The organism is Pseudomonas sp. S2_B10 (assembly GCF_054668425.1).
Window position 1 is genome coordinate 5,114,132 of record NZ_CP162768.1, and the last position, 22,793, is coordinate 5,136,924.

Here is a 22,793-nt window from a genome sequence, read left to right on the forward strand (position 1 = left end):
CAGCATGAGTCAGGAATGGGATGCCGGTCGGCTGGACAGCGACCTCGAAGGCGTAGCGTTCGATACCCTGGCCGTCCGTGCCGGTCAGCACCGCACGCCGGAAGGCGAACACGGTGACCCGATGTTCTTCACCTCCAGTTACGTGTTCCGCACCGCTGCCGATGCAGCGGCGCGCTTTGCCGGCGAAGTGCCCGGCAACGTCTATTCGCGCTACACCAACCCGACCGTGCGCGCGTTCGAAGAACGCATTGCCGCGCTGGAGGGCGCCGAGCAAGCCGTCGCCACGGCAACCGGCATGGCCGCGATCATGGCGGTGGTGATGAGCCTGTGCAGTGCTGGCGATCATGTGCTGGTGTCGCGCAGCGTGTTCGGCTCGACCATCAGCCTCTTCGAGAAATACTTCAAACGCTTCGGCGTCGAAGTCGATTACGTCCCGCTGGCCGATCTGTCGGCCTGGAACGCGGCGATCAAGTCCAACACCAAACTGCTTTTTGTCGAGTCGCCGTCCAACCCGTTGGCCGAGCTGGTGGATATCGCCGCGCTGGCAGAAATCGCGCATGCCAAGGGCGCGCAGCTGGTGGTCGACAACTGCTTCTGCACCCCGGCGTTGCAGCAGCCGCTGAAGCTCGGCGCGGACATTGTCGTGCACTCGGCGACCAAGTTCATCGACGGTCAGGGTCGCTGCATGGGCGGCGTTGTCGCCGGTCGCGGTGAACAGATGAAAGAAGTGGTGGGTTTCCTGCGGACCGCCGGGCCGACCCTCAGCCCGTTCAACGCGTGGATCTTCCTCAAAGGCCTCGAGACCCTCAACCTGCGCATGAAAGCGCATTGCGCCAACGCTCAGGCGCTGGCCGAATGGCTGGAGCAGCAGGACGGCATCGAGAAGGTCCATTACGCCGGCCTCAAGAGCCATCCGCAGCACGAGTTGGCCCAGCGCCAGCAGAAGGGTTTTGGTGCGGTGGTCAGCTTCGAGGTCAAGGGCGGCAAAGAAGGCGCCTGGCGCTTTATCGATGCTACTCGGTTGATTTCGATCACCGCCAACCTCGGCGACAGCAAAACCACGATCACCCATCCAAGCACCACCTCCCACGGCCGTCTGGCGCCGCAGGAGCGTGAAGCGGCGGGGATTCGCGACAGCCTTATTCGCGTCGCGGTTGGTCTGGAAGATGTGGCTGACCTGCAGGCTGACCTGGCGCGCGGTCTGGCGGCATTGTGATCGAGTTGTCCACACCGGCGGCCAATACCCATGGCCGCGTGGCGCTGGTCACCGGCGCTGCACGCGGTATCGGCCTCGGAATTGCCGCCTGGCTGATCAGCGAAGGCTGGCAAGTGGTGCTGACCGATCTCGATCGGGCGCGTGGTTCGAAAGTGGCGAAGGTGCTCGGCGAGAATGCCTGGTTCATCGCCATGGACGTCGCCGAGGAAAATCAGGTCGCACTGGGCGTGGCCGAGGTGCTGGGACAGTTTGGTCGCCTTGATGCGCTTGTCTGCAACGCGGCGGTGGCCGATCCGCACAACATCACTCTGGAAAGCCTCGATCTGGCGTACTGGAATCGGGTGCTGGCGGTGAATCTGAGCGGGCCGATGTTGCTGGCCAAGCACTGTGCGCCTTATCTGCGTGCGCACAACGGTTCGATCGTCAATCTGGCCTCGACCCGTGCGCGACAGTCGGAGGCGGACTCCGAGGCGTATGCGGCGAGCAAGGGGGGCTGTTGGCGCTGACCCATGCGCTGGCAATCAGCCTTGGGCCGGAAATCCGCGTGAATGCGGTCAGTCCGGGCTGGATCGATACTCGTGATCCCTCTGTGCGCCGCGCCGAACCTTTGGCCGATGCCGATCACGCCCAGCATCCGGCGGGCAGGGTGGGGACGGTCGAAGACGTGGCGGCGATGGTGGCGTGGTTGCTGTCGCGCAATGCGGGATTTGTCACCGGGCAGGAATTTGTCGTCGATGGCGGCATGACCAAGAAGATGATCTACACGGAATAACAAGCGAAGCCGCGTCCTGTGGGAGCGAGCCTGCTCGCGAATGCGGTCCATCGGTCGATGGCTTCTTCAGGAATGAAGCAATTTCGTCTTTTTCAGAAAAACTCCAATCCTGCTATTGACTTAGCTTCGCCACCTGCGTAAATTTCGCGGCCTCGGAGATGCAAACGGGTGATTAGCTCAGCTGGGAGAGCGTCTGCCTTACAAGCAGAATGTCGGCGGTTCGATCCCGTCATCACCCACCACTCCCGAGAAGCTTGCGCAAGCAAGAGAGTAGGCTGAAAGTGCCTGCACCGACGCGCAGCGGTAGTTCAGTCGGTTAGAATACCGGCCTGTCACGCCGGGGGTCGCGGGTTCGAGTCCCGTCCGCTGCGCCATATTTTACGAGTCAGATTCATCTGATTCGCGATTGCAAGGCACCGAAGCCGGCAATCAAAACGAGTTACTTGAGCGCAAGCTCAAAGCGATACGCAGCGGTAGTTCAGTCGGTTAGAATACCGGCCTGTCACGCCGGGGGTCGCGGGTTCGAGTCCCGTCCGCTGCGCCATATCTGTTTCAAGGACCACTGAACGCCTTGAAGCGCCGAAATCAGCCATTGGCTGAATCGGATCGATAGCAAAGACCCTGGTCGAAAGACCGGGGTTTTTTGTGTCTGAAATTTAGCTATTCCTCTCTCGAACTCCTACGCAAATCGTCCTGTAGGAGCTGCGGCACGCTGCGATCTTTTGATCTTGATTTTAAAAAGCAAGATCAGAAGATCGCAGCCTCTTTTCACTCGACAGCTCCTGCAAGAATCTCTGCAAGCCTTCTGCGGTGCTACGTCGCATTGATTTTTTTGATTATTTAGTCAGGTTTTTGTAACTGGTTGTTTGCTGTGGGCGCAGAAACCTTTAAAGTTAACCTTTCGGTCAGCTTTGCACTGTCAACACAGCTCTTTGCTTCGCCAGAAAGAGCTTCTGCACGACTCGAGATCCCCAGTAGATAACCACAAGGGCGGACCTATAACCGCCCAGAGGATGATCCATGTCCAACCGTGAAATATCCCGGCGCTCGTTCCTCCAGGGCGGGCTGGTGGCGGGTGTGAGCGTTACGCTCACGCCGCTCAGCAGTCAGGCGCTGGCTGCCTTGATGGAAAACAGCGTCACTGTGCCGTCCGAGAAATGGCTCGGCAATAACGGCAAGGCCCGTCAACGCAACGATGCCTTGTCCAAGGTCTGCGGCAGCAAGGTGTTTGCCCGCGACATCCGCGCCAAGGACATGCCTGGCTGGCCTGAGCAACAAGGCCACGCCATGCTGCTGAAAACCATCAAGGCCGACCATATCTACGCAGGCTACGACCTGTCGTGGCTCGGCGCCGATCTGCAACCGGACCGCATCGTCACCGCTGCCGATCTGGACAAGGACGGTATCGTCTTCCCCGAAGAGCACGCGCCTGATCCATTGCTGCCGGAAGGTAAAGTGCCGATGTTCATCGGTCACCCGGTGGCGATCCTGATCTGGAACGATTTCGAGCGTTTCCGTCAGGCCAAGAATCAACTCAAATTCAATGACAAGGCGATTCGTTACGGCGCCAAAGTGCCGTTCTACGAAGGTGATCCCTACGGCAGCTTCCGCTATGTGCGCGTCGGTGGCGCGACCTCGGCGGATGAAGACGAGTTCGCCAGCCTCAAGGATTCGATTCTGTTCCCGATGCTGAAGAACCGCCGTCCAGTGTGGAATGCATCGCCGAACCTGCATGGCAACCTCACCGAGCGCGGTCTGTTCTACGCCGATCGCATGAAGCAGGAGATCGACACGCCGCCAGACAACTGGCTGGTGTTCGATGAGCGCTACAAGACGCCGTCGATCGAACCGGCCGCCCTCGAGCCGGACAACGGCAACGGCTGGTACGACCCGAAAACCAAAACCCTGCATTTCGTCGTGGCGACCCAGTGCCCGCTGGAAGTCGCGACCGAGACTGCGAAGATGATCGGGCCGTCGCGTTTCGGCCTGGCCAACCTGAACATGCACCCGGGCTACACCGTCGGGTATGGCTCCAAAGACCACAACATTTTTGTCCACTACGCAGCCCTGGCCGCGCTGTACGGCGCCGGTGTGCCGGTGCGTCTGGCCAACGACCGCTATGAGCAATTCCAGAGCGGTATCAAGCGTCACCCGTTCGACATCCGCTACCAGTTGGCCGTGGACAAGAACGACTACACCTTCAAGATTTTCCGTGCAGAAATGAGCGTCGACGGCGGCGGTCGGGTCAACTACAGCCCATCGGTGGCGGCGGTTGGCGCCACCGCAGCGCAGTCGATCTACTACATGCCGCAGAACGACCTGCAAGTCACCGCGTATCACTCGCGCGCGGTCGAGGCGGGTTCGATGCGCGGTTACGGCACCCTGCAAAGCATGGCGGCGACCGAAATGATGGTCGACGAGATCGCCAATCGTCTGGGTGTCGACGCCATCGATTTGCGCCGCAGGAATGCCCTGCGTTCCGGTATGAAAAATACCCAGGGCGCAATCCCGGCCGGTGCATTGCGCCTGCACGAAATTCTCGACAAGGCCTCGGTGCACGAAGTCTGGAAAAACCGCGACACGATCAAGCAACAACGTGAAGCGGCAGACCCGGATAACTGGTACGGCGTCGGTTTCGCCATTTGCCAGAAAGACTTCGGTACCGGCTCCGAAGCACCGATGGCCAGCATCGAATTCACCGCTGACGGGCGCATCACCCTGCGCCATATCGGTATCGAAATCGGCACCGGCATGTCCACTTCGCAAGCCTTGGTCGTCGCCGATTTCCTCGGCAGCCCGGCGCATGATGTGAAGACCGGAGAAACCGAGTGGCAGGAAATGCAGCTGATCACCAGCGGCAACCCGTACATCATGAGTCAGGCCGAACAGGACAATCTGCTGCGTAATCCGCGCTGGGTCGGCAAGCTGGCGTCGGCGTCCTCGGCGACCAACTCCGCCTATTACTTCAGTCATGCGACCCGTGAAGCGGCGCGGGTGCTGTTCAACCATGGTTTGTGGCCGGCGGCGCTGGAGATATGGCGTCAGGGGCCGTACGGCGGCCAGGCCAACCCTTACGTGGTGCGTCGCGAAGATGCGCATTGGGTCGACGGCAAGCTGACCGCCAACGGCATGCAGCCGCTGAGTTTCGAAGAACTGGCCAAACGCGCCCACGAACGCGGTCTGGTGACTGGCGCCACGGTGCATGGTTTCAACCGCTGGAGCTGGGCCGAGGCTGAATACAGCATCGACGGCGTGCGCGAGCGCCTGCCGCTCGACGGTCTGGCGGTGAAATACGGCGATGGCGCGCCGCAAGCGAAGAAAGCGCAGATGAACAGCGCCGGCTTCCACTTGCTTGATCGGCAGAACGTCAACTACCCGGTAGTGCAGTTGAACAACGCTGCCGTGACCTATTACAGCCCGGTCGCGACGCTGGTCGAGTTGAAGGTCAATAAAGGCTCGGCGGAAGTCGAGGTGCTCAACCACCATTCGTGGATCGAGTGCGGCCGGGTGCTGGTTGAAGAGTTGGTCAAGGGCCAGCTCGAAGGCGGTATCGCCATGGGTATTGGTCATGCGCTGATGGAAGAGATGCCGTTGTACGAAGGCGGGCCGGGGGAGGGTGACTGGAACTTCAACCGTTACCGTCTGCCGATGGCGCGTCACGTAGCGGTGTGGAAGCAGACTGCGGAGATCCTGCCGCCGCTGTCGCCGAGCGATCCGTCCAAGGGCATCGCCGAAGTGGTGATGATCCCGATTGTCGGTGCCATCGGTAACGCCGTGGCGCACGCCATCGGTAAACGTGTTCGTGACTTGCCTATCACCGCTGCGCGCATCAAGGAGGCCCTCAATGGCTAACCGTCCGCTTCAACTGACCCTCAATGGTCAATCCGTCGGCCCGGTGGACATCCCTGATGACCTGCCGATGATCGACTACCTGCACGAATACAAAAACCTCACCGGCTCGCGGCTGGGCTGCGGTCAGGGGATCTGCCACGCCTGTGTGGTGATCGTTGATAACCCCGACGGTACCAGCGAAGAAGTGCGCACCTGCATCACCGGCGCGCACTACTTCGAGGGCAAGAAAGTCCGCACCATCGAAGGCCACGCCACTCGCGACGAGCAGGGCCAGGTCACCGAGCTCAATCCGATCCAGCAGCGCTTTGTCGACGAGTTCGCTTTCCAGTGCAGCTACTGCGCGCCAGGCTTCGTCAACGCCGCGACGGTGTTGGTCGAGAAGCTGCAGCGCCAGCCGATTGTCAAAAGTCAGCTGGAACAGGTGATCGAGGACAGTCTCGGTCATCACGTCTGCCGCTGCACCGGTTACGTGCGTTATTACAACGCTACGCGCAACGTGCTGACCGATCTCGGCCTGGTCAAGGAGGGTTGAGCATGAAGCGTTTACTGACCCGCCTGACTTTTGCGGTCGGACTGGCTGCGCCGCTTTTGGCGGTCCACGCCGAGGATCAGGTCAAGCGCGGCGAATACCTCGCCCGCGCCGCTGATTGCATGGCTTGTCACACCGCACCCGGTGGCGCGCCCTATGCCGGCGGCCTGCCGATCGTCTCGCCATTCGGCACGATCTACGGCACCAACATCACCCCGAGCAAAGAGCACGGCATCGGTCTGTACAACGATGACGAGTTCTTCGCTGCGCTGACCGAAGGCAAACGGCGCGACGGTGCGAATCTGTATCCGGCGATGCCGTACACCTCGTATCACCTGATGCCGCGCGCCGATTCCGATGCGATTCACGCGTATCTGAAAACCATCGAGCCGATCGAACGCGCCGCGCCGGTGACCAGCCTGAGCTTTCCGTTCAATGTGCGTCTGGGCCTGACCGGCTGGAACATGCTCTACGGCAAAGACGTCAAGCTGGAGCCCGCCGAAGGCAAAAGTGCGGCGTGGAAGCGTGGCCAGTATATGGTCGACGTCCTCGGCCATTGCGGTGAATGCCATACGCCACGCGGCCTGCCCGGCGCGATGCAAATGGACAAGCGCATGACCGGCGGCATCCTCAATGGTTATCTGGCGCCGAGCCTGCTGGCTACCGACCTGGCCGCGCGCGGCTGGAATCAGCAGGATCTAAGCACGTTTCTCAAGCATGGCATGAGCGCGCAAGGAACGATGTTCAACGAAATGTTCCCGGTGTTTCACAACAGCACTCAAGGTCTGAGCGATGCTGATCTGGCGGCAATGGCGACGTTCCTGCTTGGCGAGCAACCGCCACCAGCCAAAGAGCTCGTCGAAGTACCGCTGGACAAGCTCAGCGCGAGTGCTCAGCGCGGCCGTCAGGAATATCTGAACGTCTGCGCCGGTTGTCACGCGGTTGGCGGAGAAGGCAAACCGCACATCGCAGTGGCCATGCGCGGCAACACCACGTTGCGTCTGGAAGATCCGCGCAATCTGTTGCGAGTGATCGAGGACGGCATCGGCGAACAGAAGTTCTCCGGGTTCGAGCACATGCAGCCGATGCCGGGTTTTGCTGAAAAGCTCAGTCCTGAGCAATTGACTGATCTGCTCAACTACCTGCGTCAGGGTTGGGGCGGCCAGAGCGCTGAGCTGGCAGTAAGTGAAGTGCAGAAGCTGCAAGCCGACGCGCCGAGCGTCGAGCACAAGGCCCACTGATATGCAGCATCTCGATCTGCAAGTGGTGCGTCGGGCGCTGGAATGGTCGGTGGCCGGGCAGCGAATCTGGCTGTGCACGGTGCTGACCACTTACGGCTCGGCACCGCGCGCGCCGGGTTCGCTGCTCGCGGTGAACGAAAGCGGGCAGTGGATCGGTTCGCTGTCGGGCGGTTGCGTTGAGGAGGATTTTCTTCAGCGCGTTGCCGAAGGTGCGTTTCTCGAAGCAGTCAGCGTCGTGCGTTACGGCGAAGGCGATGATCCGCGCTCGCGGGTCAGTCTGCCTTGCGGTGGCATTCTCGATGTGTTGGTGGAAAAACTTGACGCCGACAGCGCGGTGCAGGCGCATCTGCGTGAACTGGAATCAGCGCTGCTGGGTCAACGTCGTCTGCTTCGCGAAGTCGATCTGGCCAGCGGTGCGCGCGTTCTGTTGGCTGATCGCGAGCAGGGTGCACGGATCGAGCGTGAGATTGATCGGGTGCGCATCCGTATCGGTGCAGCACAGCGCTTGTTGCTCGCCGGCTACTCCAGTGTGGCGCAGGCCTGTGCCGAGTTCGCGGTAGGACTTGGCTTCGAAGTGATTCTCTGCGATCCGCGCGACGAGGTGCTGGAAGGTGTGGTGCTCAATGGCGTAGAAATCCGTCGGCAGCTGCCTTCGGTGTTTATTGCCGACGGTGGTTGTCATCGCGATACGGCGGTAGTGGCGTTGACCCACGATCCGCGTATCGATGATCTGGCGATGATGGAGGCGGTGCGCACCAAGGCGTTTTACATCGGTGTGATGGGATCGCTGCAGACGTCGCAAAAACGCTTTGAGCGCTTACGTCGCATTGGTGGTTTGAGCGAGGCGGAGCTGGCGCGGATTCATGCGCCGATCGGCCTCAACCTCGGCAGCAAGACCCCGGCGGAAATTGCGCTGGCGGTGCTGGCGGATATCCTGCGGATTCGCAGCGGGATCGCTCGGGATCAGCTCTGATCCTAAGCCTTGCTGAATCTACTGTGGCGAGGGGATTTATCCCCGTTGGACTGCGTAGCATTCCCCTCCTGCTCAAGAGGGGGCGCTTCGCACCCCCAGCGGGGATAAATCCCCTCGCCACAATGGTGTTTATAGACCGTACTTATCGCGCAGCCCGTAATACCAGGCCCCCAGCGCGGCAAACGGTGTGCGCAGCAATTGCCCGCCGGGGAAGGGGTAGTGGGGCAGGTCGGCAAAGGCATCGAAGCGCTCGGCCTGACCGCGCAATGCTTCGGCGAGGACTTTGCCAGCCAGATGCGTGTAGGTGACGCCGTGACCGCTGCAGCCCTGCGAGTAGTAGATGTTGTCGCCCAGGCGCCCGACCTGCGGTAAGCGCGAAAGGGTCAGCAGGAAGTTGCCGGTCCAGGCGTAGTCGATCTTCACGTCCTTGAGTTGCGGGAAAGCTTTGAGCATCTTCGGGCGAATGATCGCTTCGATGTTCGCCGGATCGCGAGCGCCGTAAACCACGCCGCCACCGAAGATCAAGCGTTTGTCGGCGGTCAGGCGATAGTAGTCGAGCAGATAGTTGCAATCCTCCACGCAGTAATCCTGCGGCAAAAGCGCCTTCGCCAGCTCATCGCCCAGCGGCTCGGTGGTGATCACCTGGGTACCGCACGGCATCGATTTGGCCGCCAGCTCGGGCACCAGATTACCAAGATAGGCGTTGCCGGCGACGATGATGAACCTGGCCCTGACCTTGCCTTGCGGTGTATGCACAACCGGATTGGCCCCGCGCTCGATGCGCACGGCAGGTGATTGCTCATAGATGGTGCCGCCGAGAGACTCGACTGCCGCCGCTTCACCGAGCGCCAGATTCAGCGGATGGATGTGGCCGCCGCTCATATCGAGCATGCCACCGACGTATTGATCGCAACCCACCACTTCACGGATGCGGCGTTGGTCCATCAGTTCCAGCTGAGTGTGACCAAAGCGTTCCCACAACCGTTTCTGCGATTCAAGGTGGCCCATTTGTTTGGCGGAAAGGGCGGCGAATACACCACCGTCTTTCAGGTCGCACTGGATGTTGTATCTGGCCACGCGCTCCCGAATGATCCGGCCGCCTTCAAAGGCCATTTCGCCGAGCAGTTGCGCCTGCTTGGGGCCGACCGTGCGTTCAATGACGTCTATGTCGCGGCTATAGCTGTTGACGATCTGCCCGCCGTTTCGGCCCGAGGCGCCAAAACCGACTTTCGCCGCTTCCAGCACGGTTACGCGAAAACCGTTCTCCAACAGGAACAGGGCGGACGACAGCCCGGTATACCCGGCGCCGATCACACAGACGTCCGTCTCCACATCATCCTGCAGCACAGGGCGTGGTGGTACGGCATTGGCCGACGCAGCGTAATAAGACTCTGGGTATTGGGTGTTCGCCATCCTGCCGCCTCTGTTTAATATATTTTACGAGTGCGTCGATCCTACCCGAGTTGAAAAACCTCCGCCAGCCACCGGAAAATCTTCGTCGCTGAGGCGAAATTAAATATTTTGCATATTCATAGAGTTAAGTGAAAAAAAGGTGTTGACACCCCTCCGGAATTCCGTAGAATGCCGCCTCACAGCAGGCACGTAGCTCAGTTGGTTAGAGCACCACCTTGACATGGTGGGGGTCGTTGGTTCGAGTCCAATCGCGCCTACCAAACAAAATCCGCTCTGCTGGGCGGTCTAGAAGGGCTCACCGAAAGGTGGGCCCTTTTTTGTTTTCTGCGATTTGCGCAACGCTTGTTCCCAGTCATTTCCGCTTCGCTCTGATCAGCTCTCCATTCATTACTATTTGCGCAAAATGATCAAGCGCCATTTTGGTGCGTTTTTTTACCATTTCGTGGTTGAAAACACCTGAATATCCAAAGGCTTACAGCTATTTTTCTCCAACCGGTTATCGAAAAAGCCTTGTTGCATATTGGGAATTTAAGTAACATCCGTTCCGCGTTCACCACCACGGTTTATGCATTTTTAAATCCCAAGCTTCCATCAGCTGCTTGGGATTTTTTTTGCCTGCGTTTTGGCGTTTGGCATCTGTCTCGCCGTCACCTCCAAGCGAGGCCCCGCTTTTTCGTCTACTACTGACTGGCCGATTTTCAACTCTTTGTAAGGGGGTGCGTCGATGCTGAGTCAGTGGATCCTTGCGGCTGTTCATCTATTCGCGTTTGCCTTGGCTTTCTGGGCGGTACTGACGCGCGGCACAGCGTTCAGCCAGCTCTCGGCGGGCACGGGAGAGCTCAAGCGCGTGCTGCTCGCGGATAACCTCTGGGGGCTTTCAGCTTTGACGCTGCTTATAACCGGAGCGATGCGTGCGTTTGGTGGTTACGAGAAAGGCTCTGACTATTACCTGCATCAGCCGCTGTTTCATCTGAAGATGACGTTGTTAGTGCTGATCCTGCTGGTAGAGCTTGCACCCATGATCACGCTGATCAAATGGCGCATCGCATCGTCGCGCGGGGTAGCGCCTGATGCCGGGCGTGCGAAGTTGTACGCGCGAATCAGTCATGTTGAAGCGCTGCTGCTGATCCTGATGATGGTCGCGGCGACGGGCATGGCGCGTGGCGTGATATTCGCTTAGAAGGCGAAATTCTCCGCGCTCTATCGGAAACGTCCGACAGCCAGCTCCGGGAGTGAAAGGTAATATCGGCGTAAGAAAGGAGGGAGTGACAAGTGAAAGGAGTCAGTGTGCTTCAGGCGCCGTGCCCAGCGGGGTGAAATGCGGATGGCTAAACGGCGCGTGAATCTTTAGCCAGTCTTGCGCGACGGCAATAGGACTGGCTACGTAATGCAAAGTGGCTCAGGGTGTTTGCGGCTTGTCCGGAGCGGTCAGGCCGGCCTGGATGCGTTGGTAAATTTCTTCACGGTGCACTGCCACGTTTTTCGGAGCGTTGATGCCGATGCGGACTTGTTGGCCGCTGACTCCGAGGATGGTGATCGTGATGTCATCACCAATGTTTATGCTTTCACCGACTTTGCGGGTGAGTATCAGCATGGTCTTCTCCTTGATTGCTTTGTAGGGCACCTGATTCAGACAGTGCAGAGGTCGGTGGTATCTATAGATTAGTGCGAAGTCTCACGGTTTGGGTGCCTCTTTCTGACGCGCAGATGCGGCATTAATTCCCAGGGCGTAACTATACAGAGGCTGCAATCATCATTCTCGTTGTTTTGTGCCCATTTTGCGGGGCTCGCGAAGTATTTTTGAATGATAAGATCGCGGCTTTGTGAATTCCGAGGAAAGCGTTGTGCGCAAATTGGTTTGGCTGGTAGCGGCACTGGCATTGGCAGGCTGCGGTGAAGGCAAGAATGTAGATGCGCCAAAGCCTGAGGCAAAGGTCGCGGCAGCGCCGGCGGCCGCCGCGCCACAGTGGGATCTGGAAGTTCGGGGCGAAACTCCGCAGGCTGTCAGTGACCTGAGCGGCTGGTTGATCGAGCATGCTTTCGTTCCGACGGTCGTCAAGGACGGCAGCGGTAAAACACGAATTCTGATCGGTCCGTTCAATTCCCAGGCTGACGCCGAGGCGCGCAAGGTGCAGGTGGATGCGGCATTGGTAAAAGCCAAGAAACAAAATATCGAGTCGGTGGTGATTGAGCATCCCCTCACGCCATAAGCGAAGCGCCTTCAAAACAGGTTGAACGCCAAACGTGAAAAAGGCCTCGAGCATAACGCTCGAGGCCTTTTTATTTGTGCTGCGATCAGCCGCAGGCTTTCAGATTTACCGAGCCGACAAACTCGTTGCCACGCCCCATCACGCACGCCACGCTCTGGTTGCGCTGACGTTCCCAGTCCTGCACTGGATAGGTCTTGTCCCACGCTTCGTACAACTGCCGATCTTGCTTCGACAGCCGCAGTCCGTATTGTTTGCTCATGTAAAAATACGTGCGGGCGATCATGCCGCGGATCGAAGGGCGGGGCATGACCTTCTTGGCCTTGAAGTCGACCTGCGTCAGGCAGGATCCATACTGACCGGACTGCACCGGCAACCAGCCGTAGCTGAAGTTGCTGCGATCACCGTTGACCTCACCGATGCTCGGTACCAGGTTGTGCAGGTCAGCTTCGGCCTTTTGATAAACCGGATCGTAACGCGTGCAATTCTTGCGTCCGCCTTGCTGCCAGCACTGCCGCTGATGCCCGATCTGCCACGCCGGCACGATGTGCTCCCACTCGATCCTCGATGCACGCTTGGCGTTCTTGCGCGGCACATAGCCGCAAGCCTTGAGATCGACGCGGTTGCCGGTGTACTTGCAGCCGCAGTAGAACTCCGTGGACTGCGGCGCATAAAGTTTCCATGCGGCTTTCTTGGCTTCGGAAAATGTACGTGGGGCGCCAGCCTGGGCGCCCACGGCGAAAAACAACAACAGCAAAGCAACACAGCGGACACTCATTGAATCAATCTTCCTTCGGCACAACCCAAAAAATCTGCACGCCACCGTCATCGCGATAGGCGAGGGTGACGTTGTCGTTCTCGTCGATTTCCTCGAGCAAGCGCTCCCAGTCGTCCATCGGCTCATCCGGCAGACGGAAAATCAGTGCGGCTTTGGCTTTTTGGGCGGTGGGGGAATTGATGATTTTCTGAACGCGCATACCCATGCGTTCATAAGCGTCAGGAGCAGCAGGAGAGGTGGCCACGAGGTTATCCTTATTAAGCTGTACGTGCATACAGTATTTAACTGTAAGCGATTTCGCAACTGCTTAAAATTCAAGAAAATCCTCTGACAGCGGGTTTCCGATTTTGGTGTAGGACTTGTCGAGATTTTTGTGGGAAAAGTATTGGAAGGGTGTAAGCGGGGCACCACCTGCCAAGCTGACAGGTGATGCGCAATTGCCCGATCGAGAAGTGATCAGGCGATGTTCAATCAGTATTCCCAGAACATCCGTTGCAGCTCTTTGCTGTCGTTGGTCTTGGTCAGTGCAACCATCGCCAGGATGCGGGCTTTCTGCGGGTTCAGGTCGTGAGCGACAACCCAGTCGTATTTGTCGTCGGGCTGTTCGGCGTTACGCAGGACAAAGCCGCCGGCGTTGACGTGGGACGAGCGAATGATCTGCACGCCATCCTTGCGCAGGGCTTGCAGGGATGGAACCACGCGAGAGGATACCGAACCGTTGCCAGTGCCGGCGTGGATGATGGCTTTGGCGCCGGCTTGAGCCAGTGCCTTGTAGGCGGTATCGCTGACGTTGCCGTAGGAGTAGGCAATTTCTACGTCAGGCAGGCTCTTGATGTCCTTGATGTCGAATTCCGAATCCATGGTGTGACGCTTGGCCGGCAGGCGGAACCAGTAGGATTTGCCTTCGACCACCATGCCCAGCGGACCCCAGGCGCTTTTGAATGCTTCGGTCTTGATGTTGATCATTTTGCTGACGTCGCGACCGGACTGGATCTCGTCGTTCATGGTCACCAGCACACCTTTGCCGCGTGCTTCTTTGCTGCTCGCCACGGCGACGGCGTTGTACAGGTTAAGCATGCCGTCTGCCGACATGGCAGTGCCCGGACGCATCGAACCTACGACGATGATCGGCTTGTCGGTCTTCTCGACAAGGTTCAGGAAGTAAGCGGTTTCTTCGAGGGTGTCGGTGCCGTGGGTGATAACGATGCCGTCCACGTCCTTGCTGTCAGCTAGTTCGGAAACGCGACGACCCAATTGCAGCAGGTTGTCGTTGGTGATGCTTTCCGAAGCGATCTGCATGACTTGTTCGCCACGCACGTTAGCCAGTTTGCTCAACTCGGGAATGCCGGCAATCAGTTGTTCGATACCGACTTTCGCTGCCTGATAAGTGGCGCTGTTGGCAGCACTGGCGCCGGCGCCAGCGATGGTGCCGCCTGTGGCGAGGACGACGACGTTGGCCAGTTTCGTCTGGGTTTCGGCTTCTTTTGCCTGAAGGGCAGCAGGCAGGAGCAGGAGGAGGGCCAATGCGCCCGGAATCAAAGTATTGAAAGCAGATTTCATTATTTTTCTCTCTAGTCGTGAGACGGTGCTGATGCAGGTTCATCTAGATGCGCCCCAAGCCGATCTGAATGCTCGAGGTGCAAGGACGGGAGCAGGATTCATACCATGCGTAATGTGCTGGCGGAAAATGTTTAACCCAATGATTTAAATCAATATTTGTCGAGGGCTGGAGCATCGTTGAGGATCCATCCATCCGGGATTCCGAACGACAGGCGGATTCGTGTTCGGCTCGCCGATAGGCAATCTCTGAAAAGCCAGGCGGGTGACAAATCCCCGCTAAAGAAATGTGCTCTCAGGCCGATGCGTCCTCAAGGAAACCAAATCTTAGGAGTTCACATGTCACTGACGGTCGGTTTTGCCAATCCCGCTGCAGTCACCATTGGCGGTAAAACTGCAGCGACGATCAACAGCCTGAACGATGCGACCAATGAGACTTCGGCGCAGGCGCTGGGTACCGAAAAGACTGAGAAGAATCAGGTCAGAACCGGTGGCGGGCCTGTGCAGGAAAACAGTGAAACCGAGGCTGACAGCAATCTCAGCATCACCGTCAAGACGTTGCTCAAGCGGATGAAGGAATTGCAGAAGCAACTTCAGGAGCAGCAACAGCAACTGGCTGCGGCTCAGGCTGCAAGCTATCCGACTCCCGAAGCGAAGTCCCAGGCAGTGATGTCGATTCAGGGCCAGATCGCGCAAACCAGCGCCGCACTGGCAGAAGTGGCGGGTGCGTTGGTCAAGGAGATGTCGAAAAGCGCTACCAGCGGTGGCCTGGTCAACACGTCCGCCTGAAGCGTCTGATGGCCGACTCAGCGATTCGGCCTACAACAAAAGACGATTTCTGATTGTTGACAAATGTCAGCGGGATTCTCATAGTTCGGTCTACGCAAACGTTTGCGCGACTTGGAAGGGCATCTGCTCCCGGAGTCGTGACGTAGCTTACGTCAGCGCAAACGTTGCTCACAATAATCATAAGATCGGAGTGAACCCATGAAGCTGCCATTCGCCGCACGTCTTCTTGCTGTCGCTATGCTGGCTGCCACAGCCGCCGCACTACCTGTCTCCTCGGCGTTCGCCGAATCTGCAGAAAAGCCCAAAGTCGCGCTGGTCATGAAATCCTTGGCCAACGAATTCTTCCTGACCATGGAAGACGGCGCCAAGGCCTACCAGAAAGAACACTCCGCCGATTTCGATCTGATCTCCAACGGTATCAAAGACGAAACCGACACCGCCGGCCAGACTCGCATCGTCGAACAGATGATCCTGGCCAAGGTGAATGCACTGGTGATCGCGCCTTCTGACTCCAAGGCCATGGTGCCTGTGATCAAGAAGGCCGTAGACGCCGGTATCACGGTGATCAACATCGACAACCAGCTTGATCCCGCCGTGGTCAAAAGCAAGAACATCAACGTGCCGTTCGTAGGTCCGGACAACCGTAAGGGTGCACGTCTGGTTGGCGAATATCTGGCCAAGCAACTGAAGGCGGGCGACGAGGTCGGCATCATCGAAGGCGTGTCCACCACCACCAACGCGCAGGCGCGCACGGCCGGTTTCAAGGACGCGATGGAAGCCGCGCAGATCAAAGTGGTCTCGCTGCAGTCCGGTGACTGGGAAATCGACAAGGGCAACAAGGTTGCGGCTTCGATCCTCAGTGAATACCCGGATGTCAAAGCGCTGCTGGCCGGTAACGACAGCATGGCGGTCGGTGCCGTTTCCGCAGTCCGTGCCGCTGGTAAGGCTGGGCAGGTGAAAGTCGTCGGTTACGACAATATCAATGCCATCAAGCCAATGCTCAAGGACGGCCGCGTGCTGGCGACGGCTGATCAGTTTGCAGCCAAGCAGGCCGTGTTCGGCATCGAAACCGCGCTGAAGATCATCAAAGGCGAGAAAGTCGACAGCGGTGCCAACGGCGTGATCGAAACACCGGTCGAGCTGATCACCCAGTAAGTCATCTGGCGACACAACGGCGCTCGTCCGTCCGGGCGAGCGCGTGGAGATTCCTATGTCAGTTTCCGCTCCGAACGCTGTCCTCTCGGTCAGCGGTATCGGCAAGACCTATGCGCAACCGGTGCTCACCGGCATCGATCTGACGCTGATGCGCGGTGAAGTACTGGCGCTGACCGGCGAAAATGGTGCCGGCAAAAGTACCCTGTCGAAGATCATTGGTGGTCTGGTCACACCCACTACCGGCCAGATGCAATTCCACGGCAAGGACTATCGTCCGGGCAGCCGTACCCAGGCCGAAGAGCTTGGCGTGCGCATGGTCATGCAAGAACTCAATCTGTTGCCGACGCTGTCGGTGGCGGAAAACCTCTTTCTGGATAATCTGCCGAGCAGCGCTGGCTGGATCAGCCGCAAGCAGTTGCGCAAGGCCGCGATCGAAGCCATGGCGCAAGTCGGCCTCGATGCGATCGATCCGGACACGCTGGTCGGCGAACTCGGTATCGGCCATCAGCAGATGGTTGAAATCGCGCGCAACCTGATCGGCGACTGCCATGTGCTGATCCTTGACGAGCCGACCGCGATGCTCACGGCGCGCGAAGTCGAAATGCTCTTCGAGCAGATCAGCCGATTGCAGGCCCGCGGCGTTTCCATCATCTATATCTCTCACCGCCTCGAAGAACTGGCGCGGGTGGCGCAGCGTATTGCCGTGCTGCGTGACGGCAATCTGGTCTGCGTCGAGCCGATGGCCAACTACAACAGCGAGCAACTGGTCACCTTGATGGTCGGTCGCGAACTGGGCGAACACATCGACATGGGGCCGCGCAAGATCGGCGCTCCGGCGTTGACGGTCAAAGGGCTGACCCGCTCTGACAAAGTCCGCGACGTCTCTTTTGAGGTGCGTGCCGGGGAGATCTTCGGTATTTCCGGATTGATCGGGGCAGGGCGCACGGAATTGCTGCGGCTGATATTCGGTGCCGATGCTGCCGACAGCGGCACCATCGCGCTCGGCTCCCCGGCCAAGGTCGTGAGTGTTCGCTCGCCAGTCGATGCCGTACGCAATGGCATCGCGTTGATCACCGAGGATCGCAAGGGCGAAGGGCTGCTGCTCAGTCAGTCGATCAGCGCCAACATCGCCCTGGGTAACATGCCGGAAATCTCCAGTGGCGGTTTCGTCAACAACGGCGACGAAATCTCCCTGGCGAAGCGTCAGATCGAAGCCATGCGCATCCGCAGCTCGAGCCCGACGCAGTTGGTTTCGGAACTGTCCGGCGGCAATCAGCAGAAGGTCGTGATCGGTCGCTGGCTGGAGCGCGACTGTTCGGTGCTGCTGTTCGACGAGCCGACTCGCGGGATTGATGTCGGCGCCAAGTTCGATATTTACGGTTTGCTCGGTGAGTTGACCCGCCAGGGCAAGGCGTTGGTGGTGGTGTCCAGTGACTTGCGCGAGTTGATGCTGATCTGTGACCGGATCGGCGTGCTTTCGGCGGGGCGTCTGATCGACACCTTCGAGCGCGACAGCTGGACCCAGGATGATTTGCTTGCCGCCGCATTCGCCGGCTACCAGAAACGTGATGCGTTGCTCAATGAGGCAGCGCCTAGGGATCTCCCATGAAAACTGCATCTTCTGCCAGTAAACGTAGTGGCAATTTCTTTGGCCTGGGTACTTATCTGGGCCTGGCCGGTGCATTGCTGGCGATGATTGCGCTGTTCTCGGTTCTGAGCAGCCATTTCCTTTCGTACAACACTTTCAGCACCCTGGCCAACCAGATTCCCGACCTGATGGTGCTGGCCGTGGGCATGACCTTTGTGCTGATCATCGGCGGCATCGATTTGTCCGTCGGCTCGGTGCTGGCGTTGGCCGCATCGACGGTCAGCGTTGCGATTCTCGGCTGGGGCTGGAGCGTTTTGCCAGCGGCGCTGCTCGGCATGGCGGTGGCGGCGCTAGCCGGGACCATCACTGGCTCGATCACCGTGGCCTGGCGGATTCCGTCGTTCATCGTCTCTCTCGGCGTGCTGGAAATGGCCCGCGGTGTGGCGTATCAGATGACCGGGTCGCGGACTGCGTACATCGGCGATGCGTTCGCCTGGCTGTCGAATCCGATCGCGTTCGGCATTTCCCCGTCGTTCATCATCGCTTTGCTGGTGATCTTCATCGCGCAGGCAGTTTTGACCCGCACGGTTTTCGGCCGCTACCTGATCGGCATCGGCACCAACGAAGAAGCCGTGCGGCTGGCCGGGATCAATCCCAAGCCCTACAAGATTCTGGTGTTCAGCCTTATGGGCCTGCTGGCGGGCATTGCCGCTCTGTTTCAGATTTCGCGTCTGGAGGCGGCTGACCCGAACGCAGGTTCCGGCCTGGAACTGCAAGTGATCGCGGCGGTGGTTATCGGTGGTACCAGCCTGATGGGTGGACGCGGTTCGGTGATCAGTACTTTCTTTGGTGTGTTGATCATTTCCGTGCTCGCGGCCGGTCTCGCGCAGATTGGTGCGACGGAGCCGACCAAGCGCATCATCACCGGTGCGGTAATTGTTATCGCCGTGGTGCTCGACACCTATCGCAGTCAACGCGCCAGTCGCCGGGGCTGAACCATGGCAACGATCAAGGATGTAGCGGCGCTTGCGGGTATTTCCTACACGACCGTGTCGCACGTGGTGAACAACACCCGCCCGGTGAGTCAAGAAGTGCGGCGCAAAGTCGAGGCGGCGATCAAGAGCCTCGACTACGTTCCCAGTGCCGTGGCGCGCTCGCTGAAAGCCAAAACCACGGCGACCATCGGCCTGCTGGTGCCTAACAGCCTCAACCCGTACTTCGCTGAATTGGCGCGCGGAATCGAGGATTACTGCGAGCGCAACGGTTACTGCGTGATCCTCTGTAACTCCGACGACAATCCGGACAAGCAGCGCAGTTATCTGCGCGTGTTGCTGGAAAAACGCATCGACGGTTTGATCGTCGCCTCCGCCGGCGGTGACAGTGGTCTGGCGCAAGGGCTGGCGGGCGTGAAGACGCCGATGGTCATCGTCGACCGAGGCCTGGAGGGTGTAAATGCCGATCTGGTGCGCATCGACCACGAATACGGCGCTTATCTGGCAACCCGTCACCTGCTCGAGTTGGGGCATCGCGACATCGCCACCATCGGCGGTCCGGCCAGTACCAGCGTGGCGCAAATGCGTCAGGCCGGTTATTGCCGAGCGCTGCGAGAAGCGGGAATCGAGGTGCGCGAGGAGCGTATGCTCGAAAGCGACTTCACCAGCACTGGCGGTTACAACGCCGCTGCCCGGCTGCTCGAGATCAATCCGCCGAGCGCGATTTTTGCCGGTAACGACATGATTGGCATCGGTGTGCTGCGTGCGGCGGCTGAACGTAATGTCCGGGTACCGGCCGAGCTGTCGGTGATCGGCTTCGATGACATTCAGATGAGCCGTTATGTCTATCCGGCGCTGACCACGGTCGGCCAGTCGATCCTGCAACTGGGCGAGATGGCCGCCGAAGTGCTGTTGCGCAGAATTGCTGCGCCGGATTCGGGCACCGATCAACGCATCGTGACCCCGAGCATTGTCCTGCGCGAATCGACCGCGCCGCTGTCCGGCGTGTTCACCGAATATCGCTGAAACCGAATTGATGAGTAGTGATGTATGCCAGCAAATGTAGTGGTAATAGGCAGCCTGAACATGGACCTGGTCACCCGGGCGCCACGGCTGCCACGCGGCGGTGAAACGCTGATCGGTCATTCCTTTGCCACGGTGTCTGGCGGCAAGGGCGCCAATCAGGCGGTTGCTGCTGCGCGCTTGGGCGCTAAGGTGGCAATGATCGGTTGCGTCGGAAATGACGACTACGGTGTGCGATTGCGTGATGCCTTGCTCGCCGAGCACATCGACTGCGAGGCTGTCAGTGTCGTAGAGGATTCCAGTGGCGTAGCGCTGATTGTGGTGGATGACAACAGCCAGAACGCCATCGTGATTGTCGCCGGTGCCAACGGCGCGATGACGCCGGCAGTGATCGACCGTTTTGATGCGGTTTTACAGGCCGCCGATGTAGTGATCTGTCAGCTCGAGATTCCCGATGCGACGGTCGGACATGCGCTCAAGCGTGCGCGTGAGCTGGGCAAAACCGTCATCCTCAACCCGGCGCCGGCCAGCCGTCCTTTGCCGGCTGACTGGTTTGCCGCCATCGACTATCTGATTCCCAACGAAAGCGAAGCCGCCGCATTGAGCGGGCTCGCTGTCGACTCGCTGCAGTCGGCAGAAACGGCTGCCACTCAGTTGATTGCCATGGGCGCGGGCAAAGTCATCGTCACGTTAGGCGCGCAAGGCTCATTGTTCGCCAACGGCAACGGCTTCGAACATTTCCCCGCGCCGACCGTGAAGGCGGTCGATACCACGGCGGCGGGCGACACTTTCGTCGGCGGTTTTGCCGCAGCGCTGGCCGATGGCAAGACTGAGGCCGAGGCGATTCGCTACGGTCAGATCGCCGCTGCACTGTCGGTTACCCGCGCCGGTGCGCAACCGTCGATTCCAACCATGTCCGAAGTACAGGCGTTCAAACCCGCATGAAAAAGACTCCTCTGCTTAACGTCGCGCTGTCGCGATTGATCGCTTCTCTTGGCCACGGTGACATGGTCGTGATTGGCGATGCCGGTTTGCCCGTGCCACCGGGTGTCGAGTTGATTGATCTGGCGCTGACCCATGGCATCCCTGATTTCGTCAGCACGCTGAAAGTTGTACTCAGCGAGATGCAGGTAGAAAGCCATGTGCTGGCCAAAGAGATCTTCGACAAACAACCCACGGCACTGGCCGATCTGGACGCGTTGAACGAAGAGGGCGCGCTGGGCCGTAGGGATCTGCTCACCCACGAGCAGTTCAAGGTGCTTAGCCGACAAGCCAGGGCGATCATTCGTACAGGAGAATGTCAGCCGTACTGCAACATCGTTCTGGTCGCCGGGGTTACATTCTGATTTCCGATATCACCTGCACAAGGAATGCGCTATGCAACGCTATGCTGAAAAACTCCATCAACTGCTTCGGGGTCTGCTGCTTTTGTCTGTGATAACTGCGACCGGCGTTCAGGCCGCTGAAAAAATCGATTTGATCATCGACACCGATCCAGGCGCTGACGACGTTGTCGCTTTGCTCTTCGCGCTGGCGTCGCCGGATGAATTGAATATCCGCGCGTTAACGACTGTCGCCGGCAACGTGCGCCTGGACAAGACTTCGCGTAACGCACGCCTGGCTCGCGAATGGGCAGGACGCGAAGACGTGCCGGTTTACGCTGGCGCACCGAAGCCGCTGATGCGCACGCCGATCTACGCCGAGAACATTCATGGCAAGGAAGGTTTGTCAGGCGTCACGGTTCACGAACCGAAGAAAGGCTTGGCGAAAGGCAATGCGGTCAATTATCTGATCGACACTCTTAAATCGGCCAAACCGCACAGCATCACCATTGCCATGCTCGGTCCGCAGACCAACCTGGCTCTGGCATTGATCCAGGAGCCGGAAATCGTTCAGGGCATCAAGGAAGTGGTGATCATGGGCGGGGCGCATTTCAACGGTGGCAACATCACCCCTGTGGCTGAATTCAACTTGTTCGCCGATCCGCAGGCTGCCGAGGTGGTGCTCAAGAGCGGGGTGAAACTCACTTATCTGCCGCTGGACGTGACCCACAAGATCCTGACCAGCGATGCACGCCTGAAGCAGATCGCCGCGCTGAACAACAATGCGAGCAAGATCGTCGGCGACATTCTCAACGAATACATCAAGGGCGATATGGAGCACTACGGCATTCCCGGTGGCCCGGTGCATGACGCGACGGTTGTGGCGTATCTGCTCAAGCCTGAGTTGTTTGCCGGTCGGGCGGTTAACGTCGTGGTGGATAGCCGTGAAGGACCGACATTCGGCCAGACCATTGTTGACTGGTATGACGGCCTGAAAGCACCGAAGAATGCATTCTGGGTCGAAAATGGCGACGCCCAGGGATTCTTTGATCTGTTGACCGAGCGCCTGAAACGCCTGAAATAATTCGTCAACCCGCAGGCGGTTTGCCTGCGGGTTTTCACTGCGGCTGTTCGGCCTGGCTGATCGGATAGCGTTCGAATACCTGATTGATAAAATGCTGCGCCGCTTCTATCCCCAACTCCTTGACCAGTAAATCAATGCCGATCAGCGCCAATTCTTCCGTCGTGCCGGGGCTGTAAGAGCTGTGTCCTTCGGCCCATTTGGCGTTGATGGCGGCGTCGATGCTTACACTGGTCATGGGAGGCTCGAAAGGTCAGGATGTCTGTTTTCGAGTTAACCATTTTGTGCGGCATTTGGCACTGCGA

At 58.9% G+C, this 22,793-nt stretch carries 21 protein-coding genes, 4 tRNA genes and 1 pseudogene; 20 read left to right on the forward strand and 6 right to left on the reverse strand.

Annotated elements, in window-relative coordinates:
* Positions 1–4: 4 nt before the first annotated feature.
* From AB4O45_RS22755 to AB4O45_RS22795, 9 genes and pseudogenes are all read left to right on the forward strand, one after another.
* A complete protein-coding gene (locus AB4O45_RS22755) occupies positions 5–1,216 on the forward strand; it encodes an O-succinylhomoserine sulfhydrylase (RefSeq protein WP_236169454.1) in 1,212 nt (403 codons plus the stop codon).
* Positions 1,213–1,988: pseudogene (locus AB4O45_RS22760) on the forward strand (SDR family oxidoreductase). The gene AB4O45_RS22755 and the pseudogene AB4O45_RS22760 overlap by 4 nt, the downstream one beginning before the upstream one ends.
* 166 nt (positions 1,989–2,154) lie before the next feature.
* Positions 2,155–2,230, forward strand: a tRNA-Val gene (locus tag AB4O45_RS22765).
* A 55-nt stretch (positions 2,231–2,285) separates the two neighbouring features.
* Positions 2,286–2,362: transfer RNA gene (locus AB4O45_RS22770), tRNA-Asp, on the forward strand.
* A 93-nt stretch (positions 2,363–2,455) separates the two neighbouring features.
* Positions 2,456–2,532, forward strand: a tRNA-Asp gene (locus AB4O45_RS22775).
* A gap of 476 nt (positions 2,533–3,008) precedes the next feature.
* On the forward strand, positions 3,009–5,840 hold the full coding sequence (locus AB4O45_RS22780; RefSeq protein ID WP_460160581.1) for a xanthine dehydrogenase family protein molybdopterin-binding subunit: 2,832 nt from the start codon (positions 3,009–3,011) through the stop codon (positions 5,838–5,840).
* Positions 5,833–6,372: a (2Fe-2S)-binding protein gene (locus AB4O45_RS22785; protein WP_016773947.1), complete on the forward strand. Its 540-nt coding sequence runs from the start codon at positions 5,833–5,835 to the stop codon at positions 6,370–6,372. Before AB4O45_RS22780 ends, AB4O45_RS22785 begins: the two co-directional genes overlap by 8 nt.
* Positions 6,373–6,374: 2 nt before the next feature.
* Positions 6,375–7,610: a c-type cytochrome gene (locus tag AB4O45_RS22790; protein ID WP_375123392.1), complete on the forward strand. Its 1,236-nt coding sequence runs from the start codon at positions 6,375–6,377 to the stop codon at positions 7,608–7,610.
* 1 nt (position 7,611) lies between these two features.
* On the forward strand, positions 7,612–8,583 hold the full coding sequence (locus AB4O45_RS22795; protein ID WP_460160582.1) for an XdhC family protein: 972 nt from the start codon (positions 7,612–7,614) through the stop codon (positions 8,581–8,583).
* A gap of 129 nt (positions 8,584–8,712) precedes the next feature.
* Here the strand turns inward: AB4O45_RS22795 and AB4O45_RS22800 are convergent, their stop codons facing one another.
* Positions 8,713–9,996: an NAD(P)/FAD-dependent oxidoreductase gene (locus AB4O45_RS22800; protein ID WP_041478544.1), complete on the reverse strand. Its 1,284-nt coding sequence runs from the start codon at positions 9,994–9,996 to the stop codon at positions 8,713–8,715.
* A 183-nt stretch (positions 9,997–10,179) separates the two neighbouring features.
* Here AB4O45_RS22800 and AB4O45_RS22805 point away from each other — a divergent pair.
* Together AB4O45_RS22805 and AB4O45_RS22810 are read left to right on the forward strand one after the other, a co-directional pair.
* Positions 10,180–10,256: transfer RNA gene (locus AB4O45_RS22805), tRNA-Val, on the forward strand.
* A gap of 464 nt (positions 10,257–10,720) precedes the next feature.
* On the forward strand, positions 10,721–11,176 hold the full coding sequence (locus tag AB4O45_RS22810; protein ID WP_056784409.1) for a DUF2214 family protein: 456 nt from the start codon (positions 10,721–10,723) through the stop codon (positions 11,174–11,176).
* Positions 11,177–11,395: 219 nt separating this feature from the next.
* Here the strand turns inward: AB4O45_RS22810 and csrA are convergent, their stop codons facing one another.
* Positions 11,396–11,590: a carbon storage regulator CsrA gene (gene csrA / locus AB4O45_RS22815; protein WP_003179932.1), complete on the reverse strand. Its 195-nt coding sequence runs from the start codon at positions 11,588–11,590 to the stop codon at positions 11,396–11,398.
* Positions 11,591–11,840: 250 nt separating this feature from the next.
* Here csrA and AB4O45_RS22820 point away from each other — a divergent pair, with 250 nt between their 5' ends.
* Complete coding sequence (locus AB4O45_RS22820) at positions 11,841–12,206, forward strand: SPOR domain-containing protein (protein ID WP_122506441.1); 366 nt, start codon at positions 11,841–11,843, stop codon at positions 12,204–12,206.
* A gap of 85 nt (positions 12,207–12,291) precedes the next feature.
* On the opposite strand, the gene AB4O45_RS22825 is transcribed toward AB4O45_RS22820, so the two are convergent.
* The 3 genes from AB4O45_RS22825 to AB4O45_RS22835 form a co-directional block, all read right to left on the reverse strand.
* Complete coding sequence (locus tag AB4O45_RS22825) at positions 12,292–12,981, reverse strand: endonuclease (RefSeq protein WP_041478547.1); 690 nt, start codon at positions 12,979–12,981, stop codon at positions 12,292–12,294.
* A 4-nt stretch (positions 12,982–12,985) separates the two neighbouring features.
* Positions 12,986–13,255, reverse strand: a complete 270-nt coding sequence (locus AB4O45_RS22830) for a DUF1654 domain-containing protein (RefSeq protein WP_016774035.1) — start codon at positions 13,253–13,255, stop codon at positions 12,986–12,988.
* Between the two features lie 197 nt (positions 13,256–13,452).
* Complete coding sequence (locus tag AB4O45_RS22835) at positions 13,453–14,541, reverse strand: asparaginase (RefSeq protein WP_095179504.1); 1,089 nt, start codon at positions 14,539–14,541, stop codon at positions 13,453–13,455.
* Between the two features lie 336 nt (positions 14,542–14,877).
* Here AB4O45_RS22835 and AB4O45_RS22840 point away from each other — a divergent pair, with 336 nt between their 5' ends.
* The 8 genes from AB4O45_RS22840 to AB4O45_RS22875 all read left to right on the forward strand — a co-directional run bounded on the left by AB4O45_RS22840 (position 14,878) and on the right by AB4O45_RS22875 (position 22,491).
* Positions 14,878–15,327, forward strand: a complete 450-nt coding sequence (locus AB4O45_RS22840; RefSeq protein WP_460160583.1) for a hypothetical protein — start codon at positions 14,878–14,880, stop codon at positions 15,325–15,327.
* A 198-nt stretch (positions 15,328–15,525) separates the two neighbouring features.
* Positions 15,526–16,482, forward strand: coding sequence for a sugar ABC transporter substrate-binding protein (locus tag AB4O45_RS22845; RefSeq protein WP_056784417.1), 957 nt, complete (start codon positions 15,526–15,528; stop codon positions 16,480–16,482).
* Positions 16,483–16,537: 55 nt separating this feature from the next.
* Positions 16,538–18,091 (forward strand): sugar ABC transporter ATP-binding protein, encoded by a 1,554-nt coding sequence (locus AB4O45_RS22850; RefSeq protein WP_056784422.1) that lies wholly within the window; start codon positions 16,538–16,540, stop codon positions 18,089–18,091.
* Positions 18,088–19,065, forward strand: a complete 978-nt coding sequence (locus AB4O45_RS22855) for an ABC transporter permease (RefSeq protein ID WP_016774040.1) — start codon at positions 18,088–18,090, stop codon at positions 19,063–19,065. Before AB4O45_RS22850 ends, AB4O45_RS22855 begins: the two co-directional genes overlap by 4 nt.
* Before the next feature lie 3 nt (positions 19,066–19,068).
* Complete coding sequence (locus AB4O45_RS22860; RefSeq protein WP_056784428.1) at positions 19,069–20,088, forward strand: LacI family DNA-binding transcriptional regulator; 1,020 nt, start codon at positions 19,069–19,071, stop codon at positions 20,086–20,088.
* A 24-nt stretch (positions 20,089–20,112) separates the two neighbouring features.
* Entirely contained in the window at positions 20,113–21,030 is a 918-nt protein-coding gene (gene rbsK / locus AB4O45_RS22865; RefSeq protein ID WP_056784430.1) for a ribokinase, read from the forward strand.
* The gene (gene rbsD / locus AB4O45_RS22870; RefSeq protein ID WP_041478553.1) at positions 21,027–21,431 is read left to right on the forward strand and encodes a D-ribose pyranase; all 405 of its coding nucleotides are present in this window, start codon (positions 21,027–21,029) and stop codon (positions 21,429–21,431) included. The genes rbsK and rbsD overlap by 4 nt, the downstream gene beginning before the upstream one ends.
* Before the next feature lie 31 nt (positions 21,432–21,462).
* A complete protein-coding gene (locus tag AB4O45_RS22875; RefSeq protein WP_315435647.1) occupies positions 21,463–22,491 on the forward strand; it encodes a nucleoside hydrolase in 1,029 nt (342 codons plus the stop codon).
* A 34-nt stretch (positions 22,492–22,525) separates the two neighbouring features.
* On the opposite strand, the gene AB4O45_RS22880 is transcribed toward AB4O45_RS22875, so the two are convergent.
* Positions 22,526–22,726, reverse strand: a complete 201-nt coding sequence (locus tag AB4O45_RS22880; protein WP_056784436.1) for a hypothetical protein — start codon at positions 22,724–22,726, stop codon at positions 22,526–22,528.
* Positions 22,727–22,793: the final 67 nt, after the last annotated feature.

What these genes read in the sequence shown, in the direction of transcription:
- AB4O45_RS22755 (WP_236169454.1), top strand. Translation starts at nt 5, where the DNA reads ATGAGTCAGGAATGGGATGCCGGTCGGCTGGACAGCGACCTCGAAGGC.
- AB4O45_RS22780 (WP_460160581.1), top strand. Translation starts at nt 3,009, where the DNA reads ATGTCCAACCGTGAAATATCCCGGCGCTCGTTCCTCCAGGGCGGGCTG.
- AB4O45_RS22785 (WP_016773947.1), top strand. Translation starts at nt 5,833, where the DNA reads ATGGCTAACCGTCCGCTTCAACTGACCCTCAATGGTCAATCCGTCGGC.
- AB4O45_RS22790 (WP_375123392.1), top strand. Translation starts at nt 6,375, where the DNA reads ATGAAGCGTTTACTGACCCGCCTGACTTTTGCGGTCGGACTGGCTGCG.
- AB4O45_RS22795 (WP_460160582.1), top strand. Translation starts at nt 7,612, where the DNA reads ATGCAGCATCTCGATCTGCAAGTGGTGCGTCGGGCGCTGGAATGGTCG.
- AB4O45_RS22800 (WP_041478544.1), bottom strand. Translation starts at nt 9,996, where the DNA reads ATGGCGAACACCCAATACCCAGAGTCTTATTACGCTGCGTCGGCCAAT.
- AB4O45_RS22810 (WP_056784409.1), top strand. Translation starts at nt 10,721, where the DNA reads ATGCTGAGTCAGTGGATCCTTGCGGCTGTTCATCTATTCGCGTTTGCC.
- csrA (WP_003179932.1), bottom strand. Translation starts at nt 11,590, where the DNA reads ATGCTGATACTCACCCGCAAAGTCGGTGAAAGCATAAACATTGGTGAT.
- AB4O45_RS22825 (WP_041478547.1), bottom strand. Translation starts at nt 12,981, where the DNA reads ATGAGTGTCCGCTGTGTTGCTTTGCTGTTGTTGTTTTTCGCCGTGGGC.
- AB4O45_RS22830 (WP_016774035.1), bottom strand. Translation starts at nt 13,255, where the DNA reads ATGCACGTACAGCTTAATAAGGATAACCTCGTGGCCACCTCTCCTGCT.
- AB4O45_RS22835 (WP_095179504.1), bottom strand. Translation starts at nt 14,541, where the DNA reads ATGAAATCTGCTTTCAATACTTTGATTCCGGGCGCATTGGCCCTCCTC.
- AB4O45_RS22840 (WP_460160583.1), top strand. Translation starts at nt 14,878, where the DNA reads ATGTCACTGACGGTCGGTTTTGCCAATCCCGCTGCAGTCACCATTGGC.
- AB4O45_RS22845 (WP_056784417.1), top strand. Translation starts at nt 15,526, where the DNA reads ATGAAGCTGCCATTCGCCGCACGTCTTCTTGCTGTCGCTATGCTGGCT.
- AB4O45_RS22850 (WP_056784422.1), top strand. Translation starts at nt 16,538, where the DNA reads ATGTCAGTTTCCGCTCCGAACGCTGTCCTCTCGGTCAGCGGTATCGGC.
- AB4O45_RS22855 (WP_016774040.1), top strand. Translation starts at nt 18,088, where the DNA reads ATGAAAACTGCATCTTCTGCCAGTAAACGTAGTGGCAATTTCTTTGGC.
- AB4O45_RS22860 (WP_056784428.1), top strand. Translation starts at nt 19,069, where the DNA reads ATGGCAACGATCAAGGATGTAGCGGCGCTTGCGGGTATTTCCTACACG.
- rbsK (WP_056784430.1), top strand. Translation starts at nt 20,113, where the DNA reads ATGCCAGCAAATGTAGTGGTAATAGGCAGCCTGAACATGGACCTGGTC.
- rbsD (WP_041478553.1), top strand. Translation starts at nt 21,027, where the DNA reads ATGAAAAAGACTCCTCTGCTTAACGTCGCGCTGTCGCGATTGATCGCT.
- AB4O45_RS22875 (WP_315435647.1), top strand. Translation starts at nt 21,463, where the DNA reads ATGCAACGCTATGCTGAAAAACTCCATCAACTGCTTCGGGGTCTGCTG.
- AB4O45_RS22880 (WP_056784436.1), bottom strand. Translation starts at nt 22,726, where the DNA reads ATGACCAGTGTAAGCATCGACGCCGCCATCAACGCCAAATGGGCCGAA.